Source organism: Terribacillus sp. DMT04 (assembly GCF_019056395.1).
GTDB classification, from domain to species: domain Bacteria; phylum Bacillota; class Bacilli; order Bacillales; family Amphibacillaceae; genus Terribacillus; species Terribacillus aidingensis_A.
Genome location: NZ_CP077639.1, coordinates 866,923 through 884,749, shown reverse-complemented (window position 1 = coordinate 884,749; position 17,827 = coordinate 866,923). Strand labels below are relative to the sequence as shown.

Genomic DNA, 17,827 nt, shown 5'->3' with positions numbered 1-17,827 from the left:
TGCAGCAAGCTGCTTTTTTCGAAGCTTTCTATCGCGTATGCTATACTAAAATAGAGAAAGATACGGAGGTTTTCCTATATGAATAAAACAAAATCAGAACAATTACATAAAGAAGCGCTCGAGCATATTGTGGGCGGCGTTAACTCTCCTTCCCGCTCGTTTAAAGCGGTAGGCGGCGGCTCACCAGTTTATATGGAAAAAGCCGAAGGTGCTTATTTCTGGGATGTTGATGGCAATAAATATATTGATTACTTGGCTGCGTACGGTCCAATTATTACAGGGCATGCGCACCCGCACATCACAGAAGCCATTACCAAAGCCGCACAAAACGGTGTGCTTTATGGAACGCCGACACGTCTGGAGAACCAATTTGCCCAAATGCTGAAGGAAGCAATCCCTTCCTTGCACAAAGTCCGTTTCACGAACTCTGGAACAGAATCCGTTATGACAACAATCCGTGTGGCACGTGCTTACACTGGACGCAACAAGCTGATCAAGTTTGCCGGTTGTTATCACGGCCATTCTGATCCTGTACTTGTGGAAGCAGGCTCGGGTCCCTCCACATTAGGCACGCCTGATTCTGCTGGTGTTCCTGCATCCATTGCAGCTGACATGATTACGGTGCCTTTCAATGATCCAGAAGCATTGCATGATGCTTTAGAAAAATGGGGCGATGAGATTGCCGGTGTGCTTGTAGAACCAATTGTCGGCAACTTCGGGATTGTTACACCGGAACCTGGATTTCTTGAAAAAGTAAATGAGTACGCCCATGCAAAAGGCGCTCTCGTTATTTACGACGAAGTTATTACAGCTTTCCGCTTTACTTATGGCAGTGCACAGCAGCTGCTTGGCGTTGAGCCGGACCTTACGGCAATGGGGAAAGTTATCGGCGGTGGTTTGCCAATCGGTGCCTACGGTGGTAAAAAAGAAATCATGGAGCAAGTTGCACCACTAGGCCCCGCTTATCAGGCAGGTACGATGGCCGGAAACCCAGCATCTATGGCGGCGGGAATTGCGTGCTTGGAAGTACTGCAGCAGCCAGGTGTTTATGATCGCTTTGAAGAGCTTGGCGCGAAACTGGAGGCTGGCATTAAACAGCATGCTGCTGAAGCTGGCGTCACGATTACAGTTAACCGCCTGAAAGGTGCGCTTACTGTTTACTTTACAGACGAGAAAATCACGAACTATGCACAAGCATCCAATTCGGATGGCGAGAAATTCGCTCAGTTCTTCCAGCTCATGCTAGAACAAGGCATCAACCTTGCACCTTCTAAGTATGAGGCATGGTTCCTTACGACAGCACATACAGAAGAAGATATCGAACAAACATTAAAAGCTGTAAAAACAAGCTTTGAGCAAATGAAATAAGGGTATTCTAAAAGGCATCAGCACTTTCGCTGATGCCTTTTAGTATGAAATAATTCTGCAGTTAATACTTTATTATCTAGGAGCATTCGTGTAACATCATATAGAATAGTCTTTCATAGAAAGATCGGAGGATCCGAGCATGAAACTTGGAGCCAGAATGTTAAAAACTGGCGTGGCAATTACACTGGCTTTATATGCAGCAACTTTACTTAACTTGACGCCGGTATTTGCTGCTATCGGTGCTGCTTTTTCAATGCGGCAGTCTGTTTATCAATCTTATATTGGACTCATGGATCAAGTAAAAGGGAATATCGTCGGGCTCGTTGTCGCTGTTACGATGTTCTACACATTCGGTACGGAGCCTATTATTATAGGTGTATCGGCCATCTTAACAATTGGACTTTGTGTAAGTTTGAAGATAAAGGAAAGTGTCATCGCAATTGTTTCACTCGTTGCAGTGATGGAGAATAACAGCGGAATAGATTTCCTTCCTTTCGCTATGCTCCGTTTCTCGACATTGACACTAGGGATTCTGTCCGCCTTCTTCGTGAATTTAGTATTTCTGCCGCCTAAATATGAAGTGGTATTACTACAGAAGATCGATCAATTCAGTACAGAGATTCTGCAATGGCTGCGCGTCGCGACACGCAGCTGGTCTGATCAGCCCGCTTTAAAGGACGAAATCGCAAGAATACAAGCAGAGATTGGCAAGATTGATGATATCTATACCCGCTTCCAAGAAGAACGCACATACACGAAAAAGCAAAAACTCGTGAAAGCGCGTAAGTTAGTCGTCATTCGCCAAATGATTACGACCTTGAAACAATCACATGGAATCCTGGAAGAAGTCTATAATCTTGGCGATAAGATGAATGATCTGCCAACACGCTCCAGTGATACATTTGTAGAAGAACTCGACAAAGCCATTATGTCTCACGAGAAACTAATCTTATGTGCAATGGGACGAATCAAGCTGCAGCAAGATGAAAGCACTTTAAGAGAAACGCTTGATCCCGACATTCCAGCGCTTGTTGATCTGTTAATCCATGTATTCGAAAACAAAGAGAACGAAGAGAAAATGCTCTTCCTTCCGCTTTCTTCTCGATTGATGGAATACCATCGAGAGCTTGACCACTTAAAACGACTGCTGAACAGTTACCTGCAGTATCATAATGAAGATTCTACGGTAGTCATGCCTAAGGAATAGCAATTGATACATCACTCTTATCGGGTGGTGTATTTTTTGTTGTCTTCCTAATACGATTTGTTTTGTTCTCCCCTATACCATTTCAGAGCTTTTTCTTCTATTTCTCTTACAAACCGTTCCTTCCCCCTACTATATGCATGCGCATTATACGGGAATTGTTGAGCCAATTCTTCCTTTAATTATATAAAAAATTTGCAGAGAAAAATCCAACTCCATTTGTACAAAAAAAGATAGATGAAACAGGTCTCCCTGTTCATCTATCCTTTTTCTGTCGTTAATGTAGAATGATCATCCAGATGTTGAATTTGATACAAATTGAAATAGTTCCCTTGCAGTGCCATTAAGTCGACGTGCGAGCCTTGCTCGACAATTTCACCGTTTTGCACGACAACGATGCGGTCTGCATGTGTGATGGTAGCCAATCGGTGGGCAACGATAAAGGTTGTCCGGTCGGATGCGAGTTTTTCTAATGCTTCTTGAATCAAGTGCTCACTTTCCAAGTCTAGCGCGGAAGTAGCTTCGTCCAAAATGAGAATCGGCGGATTCTTCAAGAATATGCGGGCGATAGCAATACGCTGCTTTTGACCGCCAGATAGTTTCACCCCGCGTTCTCCGACGAGTGTGTTGTATCCTTCTGAGAGATTTTCGATAAACTCATGAGCATTCGCTGCTTTAGCAGCCGCTACCACTTCTTCATGGCTCGCTTCCGGTCTGCCAAGCTTGATGTTCATTTCGACTGATTCACTGAACAGAATATTATCCTGCAGCACCATGCCGATTTTATCGCGCAAAGAACGAGACTGCACATCGCGGATATCCGTACCATCGATTGTAATTCTACCGCTCGTCACTTCATAAAAGCGCGGAATCAAGCTGACAATCGTTGACTTACCGCCTCCGCTCATCCCGACAAAGGCTACTGTTTCTCCTCGCTTTACATCTAGTGAGATATCTTTGAGCACAAGCTCTTCATGCTCGCCATATTGGAACGATACATTCTCTATTGATACATCCCCAGCCACATGCTTCAATTCTGGAGCATTTGGTTTGTCCTCAATATCGTATTTCTCATCGATAAACTCAAATACACGATCCATTGAAGCAACTGCTTGCGTAAGTGTGGTGGAAGAGTTAGCCAGCCGGCGGAGCGGACTGTACACACGATCCATAAAACCAGCAAAAGCAACCATGGTTCCTAACGTTAAATTACCATGTATCACTTCATACGCTGCATAGGCAATAACGATGAGCGGTGCTAAATCGGTGATTGTGTTAATAACAGCAAAGGTCTTCGCGTTCCAAGACGTATGCTGAATGGCGCTATCTAGGAAGTTACGGTTTTGTGTGTCAAATTGACGTTGTTCGTAATCCTCCAGCGCAAAACTTCTTGTGACCGGTATGCCTTGAACCCGTTCATGTAAATGGCCCTGCACTTCAGCTAATGCTTGTGATCGTTTCCGCGTCAGACTGCGAAGGCGCTCATAAAAGTACTTGATCGCCACCCCATATACTGGAAACAGGACAATCGCGACAAGTGTAAGCGACACGTCCATCGTAAACATAATAGCAACTGCAATAATGATGGTGGCCAAATCAAGCCAAACGTTCATCAAACCTGTCATAATGAAGTTCTTCGTCTGTTCGACATCATTAATGACCCGGGAAATAATTTCCCCTGTTTTTGTTTGCGAGTAATAGCGCAAACTTAAGCGCTGTATATGATCAAACAGTTTATTCCGAATATCATAAAGCACCCGGTTTCCTGTCCATTGCGCTAAGTATTGACGGTAATACTCAATTGGCGGTCGCAAGACGAGGAAGACAATCAAGGATCCGCCAACAATCCAGAAGAGCCGCTGTACTTTATCTTCCATCGCTAAATCTGCATTCACGATATGATCGACAACGTACCCTAAAATTAACGGAATCAGTAAAGGTATAGCAAATTTTACTATACCAATTAAAATCGTAAAAATGATTTTCCATTTGTACGGCTTCACAAAATGTAAATAACGTTTTGTACTGCTCAAACGTATCACCTCTCTGTTGTATACAACGACAAATCCCTGCCGAGGCTGGCAAGGATTTGCAGCTTACTTTATTTATCTGTAGGTTAGGAACAGCTCATACCAGGTATCAATAAAATCTGGGGAAAATGGACCTTTTCCTTGCCGGATCCAGCTAATCAGGATATCCACCTGATTCCACAAAATCCGTTCTATCTCGGGCGGATAGTTCATTTGGCGCTTATGAATATTAAACTCGTCCTCATCAAGCAGCGTAAAAGTCATATCGGGATATATCTTAATATCCAAATCGTAATCAATATACTTCAGCGCCTCCCCATCGTATACATACGGGGAACTAATATTACAATAATAATAAATGCCATCTGTGCGCAGCATACCGATAATATTGAACCAGTACTTCGCATGGAAATAGACAATGGCTGGTTCACGCGTTATCCATGTCCGTCCGTCACTCTCCGTTACCATTGTCCGATCATTGGCACCGATCAAGATCTCTGCCGTACTCTTCAATACTGTGCTGCTTTCCCATACCCGATGGAGCTGGCCATTATGCTTATAGCTCTGTATCTGAATTTTCGTACCTGTCTCTGGGCCAGCCATGCGAATCTTCCTTCCTTGATTATTTTCCTATATGTATGATCATTTCTTTTATTATAAAGATATTTCAGACACAATGGAAATGAAACACGCTGGCTGCCATCATATTATGACTAAAATAGCCCCCCAGCGTGCGCTGAGGGGCTGCATTTACTTATACGAAAATAACAATTCAAACAACATTCGCCTTACTTACGAGACTGCTGGTTCTGCTGCTGTACTTGCTGTACATCAGTTTCAGAAGCGAATTCAGTTCCGAACTGCTGGCTGCTGGAAGCGCCAGTTGCTTTCTGACGAGACTGCTGGTTCTGCTGTTGAACCTGCTGTACGTCTGTTTCAGAAGCAAATTCAGTTCCGAATTGCTGGCTGCTGGAAGCGCCAGCTGCTTTCTGACGAGACTGCTGGTTTTGCTGAGTAACGTGGTTTACTTCAGTACCAGATTGTGTCTTCTTGTTCAATGTTATCACCTCCGCCACATTACTTTCTCCCGAATGTGACGTTGTTATCCAAGAAATATAAAAAAGTATCTGGTTTATTCTGGAATGATAATTTGCTGGAGAATTTTCTGGTGCGGTACCGGAAAAGGATAATTTGCCGTGTCTTCAAGAGAAATAAACTGCCCCTTGTCTGGTACTTCTCCATGATTTACTGTTGTTGCACGAAGCACAATCACTTCCCAAATGATGTGCGAGAAAACATGCCGGACCGGCGATAATGTTTCTTCTAACTTAATCTCCACACCGTACTCCAGTTGGAACCAATAAGCCAGCTGCTCTATTGTCACTTCGGTCGCATCAGCCATTGGAAACTGCCATAAACTTGCCAGTAAGCCTTCCTCCGGTCTTTGCTCAATGAGCAGCTCTCCTTTTTCATTTTCCACGATTACAGACAAGTAAGGCATGGTTCGCTGCTTCTTGCCTTTTGATTTGATCGGTAACTCTTCCTGAATCCCTTGCTTGAAAGCAGCACAATGCTCTTGGACAGGACATAGCATACAAGCTGGTTTTTTCGGTGTACAAATTAAAGCGCCGAGCTCCATGAGTCCTTGGTTGAAGGATGAAGGGTCTTCCTGCGATATCGTTTTCTCTACTGCTGCTTCGAAAATTTTTCTCGTCTTTGGTTTGGCAATGTCTTCTGTGATAAATAATATTCTGGACAGAACGCGCATTACATTACCATCAACTGCTGGCTGCGGAATGCCGTAAGCGATACTGAGAATCGCACCTTTTGTGTAAGGGCCCACTCCTTTCAGCTTTCCTAGCTCTTCGGCATCAGCAGGTACTTGTCCCTCATATACTGTCGCCACTTCCCGTACAGCGTTTTGGAGATTACGTGCTCGGGAATAGTAACCTAAGCCTTCCCACGCTTTTAGAACATCTTGCTCGTCTGCATCCGCTAATGCCTGGATGGTTGGGAAACGTTCCATAAAACGGTGGTAAAATGGAATCACCGTATCTACCTTGGTCTGCTGAAGCATAATTTCGGAAACCCAAACCCGGTACGGATCTTGATTTTCACGCCATGGCAGTTCGCGTTTTTCTTGCTGAAACCAATTAATTAAGTCATCTTGAAATAAATCAATCGAAAATTGCTGAAACTTATTATATAAATCGTCTATTTCCAAATTCATTCACGCTCCGTGTTACAATATAATTAATATGGGTGGTTTGGTTTGATCAGAAGGAGGACTCAACAGATGGACACTGGTACCCATATCGTCATGGGGGTAGCCCTAGGAGGGCTTGCCACACTCGATCCTGCTGTTCACCAAGATCCTGTCTTGTTCAACGCTGTACTTGCAGGCACAATCCTTGGTTCACAGGCACCAGACTTTGATACAGTACTGAAATTACGGAACAACGCTTCTTATTTACGAAACCACCGGGGAATTACCCATTCCATTCCTGCCGTCATTTTGTGGGGATTGGCAATATCACTTCTTTTGTACCTGTTAATACCAGATATCAGCTTCCTGCACCTATGGTTATGGACTGGCGGCGCAGTCGTACTGCACGTTTTCGTTGATGTATTCAATGCATACGGCACACAGGCTTACCGGCCATTTACCCGGCGCTGGGTAGCCTATGGCTTTATTAACACATTCGATCCGTTTATCTTTGCGATGCATGTAGTCGGCATTGTCTTATGGCTTATCGGTTTCGAACCTGGTATCACTTTCCTCGTCATTTATGGTATCCTTGCGCTTTATTATGTGAAACGTTACATGGATAAACGCAGGATTATCAAACAAGTAAGGGAAAAAATACCCGATGCTCAAATCATTGCCACTTCTCCAACAATGAAACAAGGATACTGGCGTGTTGCTATCACTGCCCCTGATCGATTCTGTGTTGGGAAGGTAGAAAATTGGCAGCTGCGCCTTATTGATGAATTCGAACGAAAACCATTACCAGATAACGAGCTAATGGAAGTAGCTAGAGAAGACAAAAATATCTCCGCATTTCTCAGCTTCTCTCCCGTATTTACTTGGGAAGTGAATCTGTATGATGATTTTACTGAATTGCGGCTGATTGACTTGCGCTATCATAATAGTGCGCAGCATTATCCATTTAAAGCTGTCGTGCAGATTAATGATAATCATGAAGTTATGAGCTCGTATACAGGATGGATTTTCTCCGAGCAAAAACTGCAGCGCAAGCTGTTTACAGATGACAATCCTTCCGCATTATAAAACCTGGAGAATTTTTTCTCCAGGTTTTATTATTGTTTTCGCTGTATAAACAAATAGTGATATTTCGGGTTTCGTTCCAGGAACTCATCTAATCGTTGTCCATAATGCTGAATCCACTGCCGAACAATAGACTCTGTCATCTCTTGCCCTTGATATTTACGTCCCGCTTTTGCACGTGTTGCCTCAAAATCTTCCCATAATATCTCTACCCAAGTACGGGCCTCATCCATTGTCAGCCGCTCATTTTGCTGCTGGAGCAACTCGGCAAGCTCTTGAAATTTTGTTTCCATCATTTTTTCTTCCTTTCCAGCATAAACCCAACATAAAGATTAATAAAAGCGCGCAAGCTAGTAGTATTGCGGGACACCCAAATTGTTTGAGGAGGCAGATAGCATGTCCAAGTTTGATCGTTTTTCCAAGTATGGCACCATTAATTCCATTATTCAATCCCCTCGCTCATCCGCGAAGCATGCGAATAATCAGGTGAACGGGGAAACACGTCGAACACAAACCGATATGATCGTCGCTACTCAATCAACGAAGAATAACCGCAAATAAAAGCTGCCTCGGCTCTTGTGAGCCGAGGTGCTTACATCGTTACCTTGCCTAACACACTTATTGGCAGGGCTTCCAGCTCTTGACCTGCTTCACTGCCTTGTCTGCGATAACCCCAAGCAAAGACACCATTCATATAATCAATAGTAAAGACATGTGAGCGATCGCCTTTGATTTCATACGTAGCACCAGCTTTAAAGTCATGCGGATTCAATGTGTAAGCTTTTGCCATCTGACGCTTGCGCTCCAAAATCTGATATTCACTGAAATTGCCCATTTGCTCAGCCTTTTGCTGCTGAATCTTCAGCTGTTTCATTTCATCTTTTAATTGCTCTATTGTCAAATCACTATAGCGTAATTGCATCCTTTGCACCTGCTTTCCCTCAGTAAAGATCTTGTTCCTTTGCTTCTTCCAGATATCTCTGTATCAAATCCATTGAGAAGCCTTTCCGGTACAGTCCCATCTTTATTTTCTGCACCAGCTCATAGCCTTCTGCTTTTTGTACATACTTACGCACCAGCTTGTCTCCTTGATAGCGGACAGCGTCCAGTTCGGCATCAACATCTGGTTCTGCTTCTGACAGCGCCTGGGAAACAGCTTCTTTTGCTGCAGAAGATGTGAATCCTTTTGAGAGTAGCTGCTGCTGCGCAAGCTGACGCTTTTCTTGTTGGGATTTTTTTGACTTGGACTGCAGCTTAGTGTTTGCCAGCTTAACAGCTTTTTCGAGTTCTTTTTCAAAACTATAAAAGGTCATGGCATCATCCGCAATTTTACCGGCAATGCCTTTTTCCTGCAGTTCTTTGCGAATTACAAGCGGCCCTTTGCTCGTTGTATTTACTTTTGTCCGGACAAAGGCACCAGCGAAAGCAGCATCATCCGTATACCCCTGTTCTTCAAGTCTTCGCAAAGCTTCCTCCACATGGTCAGGATGCTGCTCTTTTTTTAGCAAATATGTCTTTATTTCTTTTTTCGAACGCATACGGTAGCTTAAATATTGTAGTGCCAGGGTAAAGCACTTATGAGCAGCATCTTTTTCAATGAGAGATTGAAGTGCTTCTTCGGACATTTCTTTCCCTTTCGCAATTCCGCTGCGTATGAGAAGGTCTTCATCTAGACCAAAGCCGAATTTCTCGCCCTTACCATCATCAAGGAAAATGTTATAGCGGCCAATGTTATTTTTCTGGGTCGTGATTTTCGCGATTTTCACCATTTTCGACACCTCTTATGTGTCTATTCTACCATGAAATAACGTCATGCAAAATTGTAAGCTTAAGCGATGAGGAGGATTTAAAATGAACATTGTAATTAGCGGCGGTACTGGATTCGTTGGGAAACAGCTAGCTGAGACTTTAATGGAACAAGGCCATCATGTATACATTCTGACAAGATCTCCAGAAGAAAAGCTGGATACAAAACAAGTTACCTACATTGGCTGGCTGAAGAAAGGTTATGACCCTCTCTCCCAGTTGCCGGAAGTCCACGCTGTAGTAAATTTAGCTGGGACTAGTTTGTTCGGTAAATGGACGGAAGAGAAAAAGAAAAGCATTCGCAGCAGTCGACTGGAAGCAACCGAAACACTTGTTGATATGATTGGGAAAATGCCAACGAAACCAAAAGTCTTGGTCAGTGGTTCTGCTGTTGGATTTTATGGTACGAGTGAACAGGATTCTTACACAGAAGAAACGAATAAACGTGGAGAGGACTTTTTAGCAGATGTAACTTACGAATGGGAACAAGCAGCTCTCCAAGCAAACGCTTTTGGTGTCCGAACTGTTCTGGCTCGCTTTGGCATTGTCCTTGGTGATAAAGGAGCACTTCCGCTGATGCAGCTGCCTTTCCGTTACTTCGCAGGCGGTAAGATTGGCAGCGGCGAACAGTGGCTGTCTTGGATTCATGTACAAGATGCGGCAGGAATAATCGCTTATGCAATCGAACAAGAATCCATCAATGGAGCTCTAAACGTGACTGCTCCGCACCCGCGCCGAAATAAAGATTTCAGTAAGGCGCTTGCGAATACACTGCACCGTCCTTATTGGACAACTGCTCCAGCACCAATTATTCAAAAAGCATTAGGAGAAATGAGCACATTAATTTTAGAAGGCCAATGTGTGTATCCGAAAAAAGCCATGGAGAGCGGCTACACTTTCCAGTATCCTAACTTATCTGAAGCATTGGAACATGCGTTGTAAAGCTTGATTACGTAGAGAAAAGTAATGTCTCGAGGAGCAGACTTGTGCACAAATATCCCATTTATTCCTGTGGATAATGTGCATAAGTCTGTTTTTCGTTTTCATGTCACTATCATGCGTGTGGATAAAAATGTTTATAACTTTATCTGCTGTTTCTATCTTCATTTTATATAATGCACTCGTTTGCCTCAGTAGCTAAATTCATTTCGAACGATTACAATGAATATACGATTACTCGCCATAATTTTAGGCTATAATGGTAGAAAACTAGAATTTTGAAATAGCAGGCCACAAGAGGAGAGGATTGCCATGCCAGATTTTCAAAGAACCAAGCAGGGGAAATTTCGCAAATTTTTCTTGAACAATAAATTTGTAATTGCCATGCTGATTCTGTTTATTATCGGTTTGAATATATTAGTTTATTCGCATGTATCCTTTATATTTACACCAATTGTTGTCATTGTAAAGACAGTGATATTACCTATCATACTTACCGGAATCGTCTATTACTTGACAGTTCCAATCGTCAACTATTTAGAAAAGAAACGTATCAAACGAGTTTACTCGATTATCGCCCTTTATCTTGTGATCGTTGGACTGCTGACGATTCTAATCGTTTCTGTTATTCCAGTGTTGAAGGAACAGACATTAAGTCTTATTAACAATAGTACAGAGTATTTTGACCAAGGTGTTGACATTGTTCAATCAATAACTGGCAGCAATATTGTTAATCAATTACAGCAATCTGGTAATTTTGATCTGAACCAAATTCTGAATGAGCTGCAAACACGCGGAACAAGCTTATTGAATAATTTATTCGCCAATTTGACTAGCTTTGTTGGTGCTGTAACAGAAGTAGTTATAGCTATCGTTACTGTGCCTTTCATCCTCTTCTATTTACTGAAGGATGGTAAGAAACTTCCTGCATATATTCTGAAACTGCTTCCGGTTCGCTTCCGCAGCCAAACCTTCGAAGTGATGTCTGAAATGAACCATCAGATTAGTTCTTACATACGCGGTCAGATTATTGTCAGCTTTGTCATCGGTATTCTTTTATATATCGGCTATTTGATTATTGGTCTGGAATACGCACCCGTGCTTGCTGTTATCGCAGCATTTACAAGTGTCGTACCCTACCTCGGTCCAGCTATTGCGATCACTCCTGCGATCATCATTGCAATTGTCACGTCGCCGTTTATGCTGCTAAAGCTTGTTATCGTCTGGACGGTTGTACAGTTAGTGGAAGGAAAATTAATCACACCGCAGATTATGGGGCGCAACATTCGCGTACATCCGATTACGATTATCTTTGTTATTCTGACAGCCGGAAACCTATTTGGCGTCGTCGGTGTTATTCTCGCAGTACCTGGATATGCGATTTTGAAAGTAATTGTCACGCATACATTCCATTGGTTTAAGAAAAGATCTCATCTGTATGAGGAAAAAACAAAATAAAACGAGGAAAAGGAGCTGCTTTTTTTTGCAGCTCCTTCTTCTTATGGCTTTAATAATACTTTTATATTATTATCTGCTCTTTCATCGAAAATCTTATAAGCTTCTTTTGCTTCGCTAATTTTCATCGTGTGGGTAATTATATCTGTCGGATCGAAGACACCCTCTTCTACCATTTGATACAACTTAGGCATCAAGTGAATGACGGGAGCTTGCCCCATAGTCAATGTCACATTGCGAGAAAAGAAATCGCCAATTGGAAAACCATTCGCTTCTGTTCCATACACACCCGTCAGCTGCACGGTACCAAATTTGCGCACTGATTCACTTGCGGTAATAATCGGCTGGATTGTCCCAAATTGATTATCGTGTTCAGAACCGAATTTCACGCCCTCTGGTACGGTACCATCCATGCCAACACAATCAATTACTACATCTGCCCCTCCATTTGTTTCACTATGAAGCAAAGAGCCGATTTCTGCGTTATCAGCAAAATTATATGTTTCGACATTATTCATTTTTTTAGCATGATCCAGCCGATGGGCTACGCTATCTACAGCTATCACACGCTTGGCACCTTTCAGCCAGGCAAATTTCTGCGCCATTTGGCCGATAGGTCCTGCTCCAAGAATAATAACGGTATCCCCGTTCTTGAGACCACTGTTTTCTACACTCCAGTAGGCTGTTGGGATAACATCAGATAAAAACACAACGCTTTCATCTTTCAGCTCACTTGATTCCGGTACTTTAAAAGAGGTAAAGTCGGCATAAGGTACACGCAAGTATTCCGCTTGTCCACCCGGATAATCACCGAATTGATCCGCAAAACCAAATAGACCTCCTGCATCAGTATGCGGGTTAGCATTCGAATTATCACATTGACTCTCCATTTGGTGATTGCAATAGTAACATTCCCCGCAGCCTATGTTGAATGGAATAACAACTCGGTCACCTTTTTGCAGGTTTTTCACTTCAGATCCTACTTCTTCTACTATTCCCATCGGCTCATGCCCAATAATATAATCCTTCTCAGGTGTAATACCGCCATGATACAAATGAAGATCTGATCCACAAATACCTGTCGCTGTAATTTTCACTATCATATCCGTTGATTTCTGAATGGAAGGTGCTTCGACTGACTTGACTTCAATATTTTCTTTGCCTTGAAATGTGACGGCTTGCATCATAAATGTCTATCTCCTTTTTCAAGTAGTTGCTCAACTATACCTGTTGCTCACTGTCTCTAAACCTTGCAAAACATTTCTTAAAAAAGTTGAAACCTTTTCCTAAACACGTACGTCTATATATTGAGAACGAAAAATATGTATTTCTAACAACATTATCTCCCGCATATTTTGTCTTCTCACCACACTTATTTCTAACAACAACAGAAAAGCAGGCAGCCCCCGCTGCCTGCTTTTCCACGTATGTGAGCATTGTCACTTTCTCTCCGTGCTCACTTTCTATATAATAGATAAGTGATTCCTTTTTTATCTCTCGCATTTATATATTTTTAAGGTTACATTAAACGAATAAAACACCTATGCTTTTGTAATAGAGATTTCTTTAGGGTCCTATCGATTTATGAGAGGAGAGCATCATGTTCAAAGTCATAGCAGTTGATTCCAACCAAGTGAAGCTTGAATTCGCTAGTAAGGACGGCGAGAACTTCACCTTTGAAACATATGAGGAAGCAGAATCCTTTATGCAGGAAGTAAAAGCAAAAGATACACTCCCAGAAAGATATCGTGTGCTCATCAAAAAGATCGACTAACCCCATTCTTGCATGATAGAAGACGATTCCATCATAATAGAAACAGAAGAAACAAGGAGGCAACCAAATGAAATGGAACTTAACACAGCTCCTGGAAAAAAGGCATGCTTATACACCAAAAGCAAAAGCATTGCTGCAGGATAAGGAAAAATCAAAGGAGCTCCTTGCGAACGTTTCAACAAAAGCAAGCGACAATAAAGGTAAGTTAGCAGAGATTTGGTCGGATTTGCAGCTTATGGTAAACATGCTCCGCGACTGGCGCAAAGGCACTTATAAACAGCTGCCGAAGAAGTCCTTGCTCATGATTGCGGCGACATTTCTCTATTTTCTAAGCCCAATTGATTTTGTACCAGATTTCATACCAGGTGGCTTGCTTGATGATGTCGCATTGATTGGTTTTACTTTCAAACAAATTCAATCAGATGTTGCAGCCTATAAAGAATGGAAAAATCAACAGCCAATTGAAACCACAACATCAGATATTTCGTAAAGAAGAGTGCATTGGGCACTCTTTTTTTGATAGATGCATTCAATTTACTTTTTAATTAAAATCTGTTATACTTGTAGATTAAGAGCCCAAATTTACTGTTTGGGTTTTACTTGTTTTTTAGAAATATAATCTGATAGAATATTTGTCGCAGTTCCATTCAAAAGACATTGCCTGATAAGAAAACGAAGAGGTGAAAGATAATATGAAGAAGCTTCTTGCTTCAAAGAAAGGATTCTTTGCGCTGGCCGTTATTTTCTTATGGGCCAAGACGTATTTTTCCTACCAAACAGTATTTAATTTAGATATAACGAACGCCATGCAGGAATTCTTGCTGGTACTCAACCCACTTAGTGCGAGTATTGTATTCTTAGGTCTTGCTTTCTTAGCGAAGGGCCAACGGATGGGGGTTTGGCTCCTTGTCATAGATTTCCTAATGAGTTTCTTGCTTTATGCCAACGTTCTGTACTACCGATTCTTCAATGACTTTGTTACGCTTCCAACTTTGAAGCAGACGGACAATTTAGGTTCTGGTATGGGCGGAAGTATCTTTGGCCTGATGGAAGGCTATGACTTTGTCTACTTCATAGACATTGTCTTGCTTATTGTGTTGTATGTTATCACAAGAAAGAACTGGAGCACCGAGCGTCTCGCATTCAGAAAGACTGCTATGGTAGTAATCTCCGGTGTCGCTTTATTCGCAGTCAATCTTGGACTAGCAGAGGCCGATCGTCCGCAGCTGCTGCAGCGAACGTTTGACCGTACGTATTTGGTGAAATATCTCGGGCCGTACAACTACACAATTTATGATGCTATACAGAACGCCAAGACTTCTACTCAGCGTGTTATGGCTAGCCCAAATGATATGAACGAAGTAAAAGAATATACGGATGCAAACTATGCTGAACCAAACCCAGAATACTTCGGGAAAGCAGAAGGCATGAATGTAATTAAGATTCATCTGGAAAGCTTCCAAAGCTTTTTGATTGATTACAAACTTCATGGTGAAGAAGTAACACCGTTCTTGAATTCTTTGGTGCATGATAAAGAAGTAACCTACTTTGATAACTTCTTCCATCAGACAGAACAAGGAAAAACAGCCGATGCAGAGCTATTAATGGATAACTCGCTTTACGGACTGCCGCAAGGGTCTGCCTTCTCGGTAAAAGGTACAAACACTTACCAAGCAGCACCTGCTATCTTAAATCAAGAACAAGGCTACACAAGTGCAGTTTTCCACGGTGACGAGAAAACATTCTGGAACCGTGATGAAATTTACAAACAATTTGGAGTCGATCACTTCTTTGATTCCACGTATTACAACATGGAAAACTCCGTGAACTATGGATTAAAAGATAAACCTTTCTTTGAAGAATCCATGCCATTGCTCGAATCGCTGGAAGAGCCGTATTATGCCCATCTCATCACGCTGACAAATCATTATCCGTTCCCGCTTGATCCGGAGGACGCAACGATTGAGAAAGCTGATACGGGTGATACAACGGTTGATAACTACTTCCAAACAGCACGCTATTTGGATGAAGCACTAGAACAGTTCTTCAAAGATCTGAAGGAATCTGGTATGTATGAGAATTCCGTTATCCTGCTTTATGGAGATCACTACGGTATTTCGACGAACCATAACAGAGCAATGGAACAGATTATGGGGAAAGAAATGACCGAATATCAAAATGCACAAATGCAGCGCGTACCGCTTATGATCAAGGCACCCGGTCTTGAAGGCGGCGTGAATCACACTTATTCTGGTGAACTTGATGTGCTGCCAACATTAGAACATTTGCTTGGCATTGACAGTTCAAAATATATCCAGTTCGGAACAGATATATTATCCGAAGAGCATGATGGTACTGTCGGTTTCCGTAACGGTAACTTTATCAACGCAGACTACACAGTGCTTGGCGATGATTACTACGACACCGAAACCGGTGAAGTGATTGAAGATGAAGCCCAGATTGAAGAGATAAAAGCTGAGAAAGACCAGCTTGCAAAAGAATTAAGTCTTAACGATAAAATCCTTTATGGCGACTTGCTTCGCTTCTACGATCCAGAAGGCTGGACACCAGTTGATGCGAGCAATTACGATTACAACCATCGACCAGAATCAGAAGAAGAATAACAATTGCACCTGCCTTCATGGCAGGTGTTTTTTTATGACTTATTAATTTCTTTAGACAATAACATCTAACATCGATACAATGAATAATGCTGTATATAATAGAAAACAGGGAATACATTAGCTGAAAGGAGGAACGTCTTATCGTAAGCTTTATTTATGCAATATCCATCATTCTGGTTGGACTTATTATCGGCCGATTTATAAGGCTAATTGTCGAGAAATACCGGCTTCCCGAGGGCTTTTCACTCAACTATTTTATGAATGCACTTATCCGGATTGTGCTGCTTGTTCTCAATCCAATTATCTTAATCAGTGCTTTCTGGTCAGCTGACTTAACGAATGTCCGGCTCATTTACTTGCCGGTATTCGGTATCGCAACAATATTCCTTGGTGCGGGCTTCGCATTTGCATTTGCAAAGTGGAAGCGTCTGCCAAATGATCAGATTGGTTCTATGTTTGTATCCGGCGCTTTTTTGAACCTAGGAAGCTTTGGCATGCTGTTTTGTGTGCTATTCATCGGGGAAGAAGCAGTTGCATACGCAGCCATGTTCCGTCTTCTTGAGGAATTCACGTACTATACAATTATCTATCCAATTGCGAAGTCTTATGGATCAAGTGAAGAGAATGTTTCAGGATCCCGTCTTATGCGTATTCTGAAAGATCCTTTTATTATGATTACCTTCTTCTCTATCATCATTGGCGCCATATTAAATCTATCTCCTGTTGATCGGTTTGGCTGGCTTGGTGCGAGCAACTCCGCATTGGTTGCATTGGCATCAATTTTGCTTCTTGTACCAATTGGCTTTAGCATGCGCATTGTATCTGTGAAAAAATACTGGAAACTCAGCGTCTGGCTTATCCCGTTAAAATTCTTGGCTGTGCCGCTTATTATTACTGGCACTGCATATCTTATCGGCCTTGGCAGCCTATATGACGGGATTCTTTTACAAGTTCTGCTTATCATGTCCGCCATGCCGCCCGCAGTCGCTTCCCTCGTACCTCCGCGACTGTATAACCTCGATATGGAATTGGCGAACTCAAATTGGATTGTAGCAACTTCCTCCCTTATTTTTGTACTGCCACTTCTCTTTGTCATCGTTCATTGGATGGCGTAGAAAAAAACAGGAGCCTCTCTTAGAGAGACTCCTGTTTTTTTAATCTTCCTTAGCAGAAATATATTCGTTTTCCGCACCGCCAGATCCATTAACGTTATTTTTGAACTGGCTCAATCGGCCATTCCGCTTCTCGCCGTGATTTTTGTTTTCCTTGAATTGATGATCATTATTGGCTTTTTTCTTTGGCATAATGTGAACCCCCTTTTCCGCTTAGTATGCAGAA

The 17,827-nt window shown here is 42.3% G+C and carries 19 protein-coding genes; 10 read left to right on the top strand and 9 right to left on the bottom strand.

Annotated features, from left to right (window positions below; translation table 11 throughout):
* The first annotated feature begins 78 nt into the window (after positions 1 to 78).
* Together KS242_RS04760 and KS242_RS04755 are read left to right on the top strand one after the other, a co-directional pair.
* Positions 79 to 1,368 (top strand): glutamate-1-semialdehyde 2,1-aminomutase, encoded by a 1,290-nt coding sequence (locus tag KS242_RS04760; protein ID WP_217323251.1) that lies wholly within the window; start codon positions 79 to 81, stop codon positions 1,366 to 1,368.
* A 139-nt stretch (positions 1,369 to 1,507) separates the two neighbouring features.
* Positions 1,508 to 2,575, top strand: coding sequence for an FUSC family protein (locus KS242_RS04755; protein WP_217323250.1), 1,068 nt, complete (start codon positions 1,508 to 1,510; stop codon positions 2,573 to 2,575).
* Between the two features lie 257 nt (positions 2,576 to 2,832).
* Here the strand turns inward: KS242_RS04755 and KS242_RS04750 are convergent, their stop codons facing one another.
* The 4 genes from KS242_RS04750 to mutY all read right to left on the bottom strand — a co-directional run bounded on the left by KS242_RS04750 (position 2,833) and on the right by mutY (position 6,832).
* Positions 2,833 to 4,605 carry an ABC transporter ATP-binding protein gene (locus tag KS242_RS04750; protein ID WP_217323249.1) on the bottom strand — a complete coding sequence of 591 codons (1,773 nt, stop codon included), beginning with the start codon at positions 4,603 to 4,605 and terminating at the stop codon, positions 2,833 to 2,835.
* A gap of 72 nt (positions 4,606 to 4,677) precedes the next feature.
* The gene (locus tag KS242_RS04745) at positions 4,678 to 5,205 is read right to left on the bottom strand and encodes a nucleoside tri-diphosphate phosphatase (protein WP_217323248.1); all 528 of its coding nucleotides are present in this window, start codon (positions 5,203 to 5,205) and stop codon (positions 4,678 to 4,680) included.
* 185 nt (positions 5,206 to 5,390) lie between these two features.
* Positions 5,391 to 5,669 (bottom strand): gamma-type small acid-soluble spore protein, encoded by a 279-nt coding sequence (locus KS242_RS04740; RefSeq protein ID WP_371747626.1) that lies wholly within the window; start codon positions 5,667 to 5,669, stop codon positions 5,391 to 5,393.
* Positions 5,670 to 5,734: 65 nt separating this feature from the next.
* Positions 5,735 to 6,832, bottom strand: coding sequence for an A/G-specific adenine glycosylase (gene mutY, locus KS242_RS04735; protein ID WP_217323247.1), 1,098 nt, complete (start codon positions 6,830 to 6,832; stop codon positions 5,735 to 5,737).
* 66 nt (positions 6,833 to 6,898) lie between these two features.
* Here mutY and KS242_RS04730 point away from each other — a divergent pair, with 66 nt between their 5' ends.
* Complete coding sequence (locus KS242_RS04730) at positions 6,899 to 7,894, top strand: metal-dependent hydrolase (protein WP_217323246.1); 996 nt, start codon at positions 6,899 to 6,901, stop codon at positions 7,892 to 7,894.
* Positions 7,895 to 7,923: 29 nt separating this feature from the next.
* Here KS242_RS04730 and KS242_RS04725 read toward each other — a convergent pair whose 3' ends face one another.
* Complete coding sequence (locus KS242_RS04725) at positions 7,924 to 8,184, bottom strand: YfhJ family protein (protein WP_217323245.1); 261 nt, start codon at positions 8,182 to 8,184, stop codon at positions 7,924 to 7,926.
* A 103-nt stretch (positions 8,185 to 8,287) separates the two neighbouring features.
* Between KS242_RS04725 and KS242_RS04720 the strand changes: the two genes are divergently transcribed.
* A complete protein-coding gene (locus KS242_RS04720; protein ID WP_077304285.1) occupies positions 8,288 to 8,452 on the top strand; it encodes a YpzG family protein in 165 nt (54 codons plus the stop codon).
* A gap of 31 nt (positions 8,453 to 8,483) precedes the next feature.
* Here KS242_RS04720 and KS242_RS04715 read toward each other — a convergent pair whose 3' ends face one another.
* Both KS242_RS04715 and recX read right to left on the bottom strand, forming a co-directional pair.
* Positions 8,484 to 8,813 (bottom strand): YfhH family protein, encoded by a 330-nt coding sequence (locus KS242_RS04715; protein ID WP_217323244.1) that lies wholly within the window; start codon positions 8,811 to 8,813, stop codon positions 8,484 to 8,486.
* 19 nt (positions 8,814 to 8,832) lie between these two features.
* Positions 8,833 to 9,660, bottom strand: coding sequence for a recombination regulator RecX (gene recX / locus KS242_RS04710; RefSeq protein ID WP_217323243.1), 828 nt, complete (start codon positions 9,658 to 9,660; stop codon positions 8,833 to 8,835).
* A gap of 82 nt (positions 9,661 to 9,742) precedes the next feature.
* On the opposite strand from recX, the gene KS242_RS04705 reads away from it, so the two are divergent.
* Complete coding sequence (locus KS242_RS04705; RefSeq protein WP_217323242.1) at positions 9,743 to 10,639, top strand: TIGR01777 family oxidoreductase; 897 nt, start codon at positions 9,743 to 9,745, stop codon at positions 10,637 to 10,639.
* Positions 10,640 to 10,948: 309 nt separating this feature from the next.
* Positions 10,949 to 12,094: an AI-2E family transporter gene (locus KS242_RS04700; protein WP_217323241.1), complete on the top strand. Its 1,146-nt coding sequence runs from the start codon at positions 10,949 to 10,951 to the stop codon at positions 12,092 to 12,094.
* Positions 12,095 to 12,135: 41 nt separating this feature from the next.
* Here the strand turns inward: KS242_RS04700 and KS242_RS04695 are convergent, their stop codons facing one another.
* Positions 12,136 to 13,275, bottom strand: coding sequence for an alcohol dehydrogenase catalytic domain-containing protein (locus KS242_RS04695; protein WP_217324067.1), 1,140 nt, complete (start codon positions 13,273 to 13,275; stop codon positions 12,136 to 12,138).
* A gap of 416 nt (positions 13,276 to 13,691) precedes the next feature.
* Between KS242_RS04695 and KS242_RS04690 the strand changes: the two genes are divergently transcribed.
* From KS242_RS04690 to KS242_RS04675, 4 genes are all read left to right on the top strand, one after another.
* Entirely contained in the window at positions 13,692 to 13,865 is a 174-nt protein-coding gene (locus KS242_RS04690) for a hypothetical protein (protein WP_217323240.1), read from the top strand.
* A gap of 67 nt (positions 13,866 to 13,932) precedes the next feature.
* Complete coding sequence (locus KS242_RS04685; RefSeq protein ID WP_217323239.1) at positions 13,933 to 14,355, top strand: YkvA family protein; 423 nt, start codon at positions 13,933 to 13,935, stop codon at positions 14,353 to 14,355.
* Between the two features lie 202 nt (positions 14,356 to 14,557).
* Positions 14,558 to 16,489: a lipoteichoic acid synthase gene (locus KS242_RS04680; RefSeq protein WP_217323238.1), complete on the top strand. Its 1,932-nt coding sequence runs from the start codon at positions 14,558 to 14,560 to the stop codon at positions 16,487 to 16,489.
* A 257-nt stretch (positions 16,490 to 16,746) separates the two neighbouring features.
* Positions 16,747 to 17,604, top strand: coding sequence for an AEC family transporter (locus KS242_RS04675; protein ID WP_217323237.1), 858 nt, complete (start codon positions 16,747 to 16,749; stop codon positions 17,602 to 17,604).
* Between the two features lie 39 nt (positions 17,605 to 17,643).
* On the opposite strand, the gene KS242_RS04670 is transcribed toward KS242_RS04675, so the two are convergent.
* On the bottom strand, positions 17,644 to 17,793 hold the full coding sequence (locus KS242_RS04670; RefSeq protein WP_179637098.1) for a hypothetical protein: 150 nt from the start codon (positions 17,791 to 17,793) through the stop codon (positions 17,644 to 17,646).
* Positions 17,794 to 17,827 lie beyond the last annotated feature (34 nt).

What these genes read in the sequence shown, in the direction of transcription:
- KS242_RS04760 (WP_217323251.1), top strand. Translation starts at nt 79, where the DNA reads ATGAATAAAACAAAATCAGAACAATTACATAAAGAAGCGCTCGAGCAT.
- KS242_RS04755 (WP_217323250.1), top strand. Translation starts at nt 1,508, where the DNA reads ATGAAACTTGGAGCCAGAATGTTAAAAACTGGCGTGGCAATTACACTG.
- KS242_RS04745 (WP_217323248.1), bottom strand. Translation starts at nt 5,205, where the DNA reads ATGGCTGGCCCAGAGACAGGTACGAAAATTCAGATACAGAGCTATAAG.
- mutY (WP_217323247.1), bottom strand. Translation starts at nt 6,832, where the DNA reads ATGAATTTGGAAATAGACGATTTATATAATAAGTTTCAGCAATTTTCG.
- KS242_RS04730 (WP_217323246.1), top strand. Translation starts at nt 6,899, where the DNA reads ATGGACACTGGTACCCATATCGTCATGGGGGTAGCCCTAGGAGGGCTT.
- KS242_RS04725 (WP_217323245.1), bottom strand. Translation starts at nt 8,184, where the DNA reads ATGGAAACAAAATTTCAAGAGCTTGCCGAGTTGCTCCAGCAGCAAAAT.
- KS242_RS04720 (WP_077304285.1), top strand. Translation starts at nt 8,288, where the DNA reads ATGTCCAAGTTTGATCGTTTTTCCAAGTATGGCACCATTAATTCCATT.
- KS242_RS04715 (WP_217323244.1), bottom strand. Translation starts at nt 8,813, where the DNA reads ATGCAATTACGCTATAGTGATTTGACAATAGAGCAATTAAAAGATGAA.
- recX (WP_217323243.1), bottom strand. Translation starts at nt 9,660, where the DNA reads ATGGTGAAAATCGCGAAAATCACGACCCAGAAAAATAACATTGGCCGC.
- KS242_RS04705 (WP_217323242.1), top strand. Translation starts at nt 9,743, where the DNA reads ATGAACATTGTAATTAGCGGCGGTACTGGATTCGTTGGGAAACAGCTA.
- KS242_RS04700 (WP_217323241.1), top strand. Translation starts at nt 10,949, where the DNA reads ATGCCAGATTTTCAAAGAACCAAGCAGGGGAAATTTCGCAAATTTTTC.
- KS242_RS04695 (WP_217324067.1), bottom strand. Translation starts at nt 13,275, where the DNA reads ATGCAAGCCGTCACATTTCAAGGCAAAGAAAATATTGAAGTCAAGTCA.
- KS242_RS04690 (WP_217323240.1), top strand. Translation starts at nt 13,692, where the DNA reads ATGTTCAAAGTCATAGCAGTTGATTCCAACCAAGTGAAGCTTGAATTC.
- KS242_RS04685 (WP_217323239.1), top strand. Translation starts at nt 13,933, where the DNA reads ATGAAATGGAACTTAACACAGCTCCTGGAAAAAAGGCATGCTTATACA.
- KS242_RS04680 (WP_217323238.1), top strand. Translation starts at nt 14,558, where the DNA reads ATGAAGAAGCTTCTTGCTTCAAAGAAAGGATTCTTTGCGCTGGCCGTT.
- KS242_RS04675 (WP_217323237.1), top strand. Translation starts at nt 16,747, where the DNA reads ATGAATGCACTTATCCGGATTGTGCTGCTTGTTCTCAATCCAATTATC.
- KS242_RS04670 (WP_179637098.1), bottom strand. Translation starts at nt 17,793, where the DNA reads ATGCCAAAGAAAAAAGCCAATAATGATCATCAATTCAAGGAAAACAAA.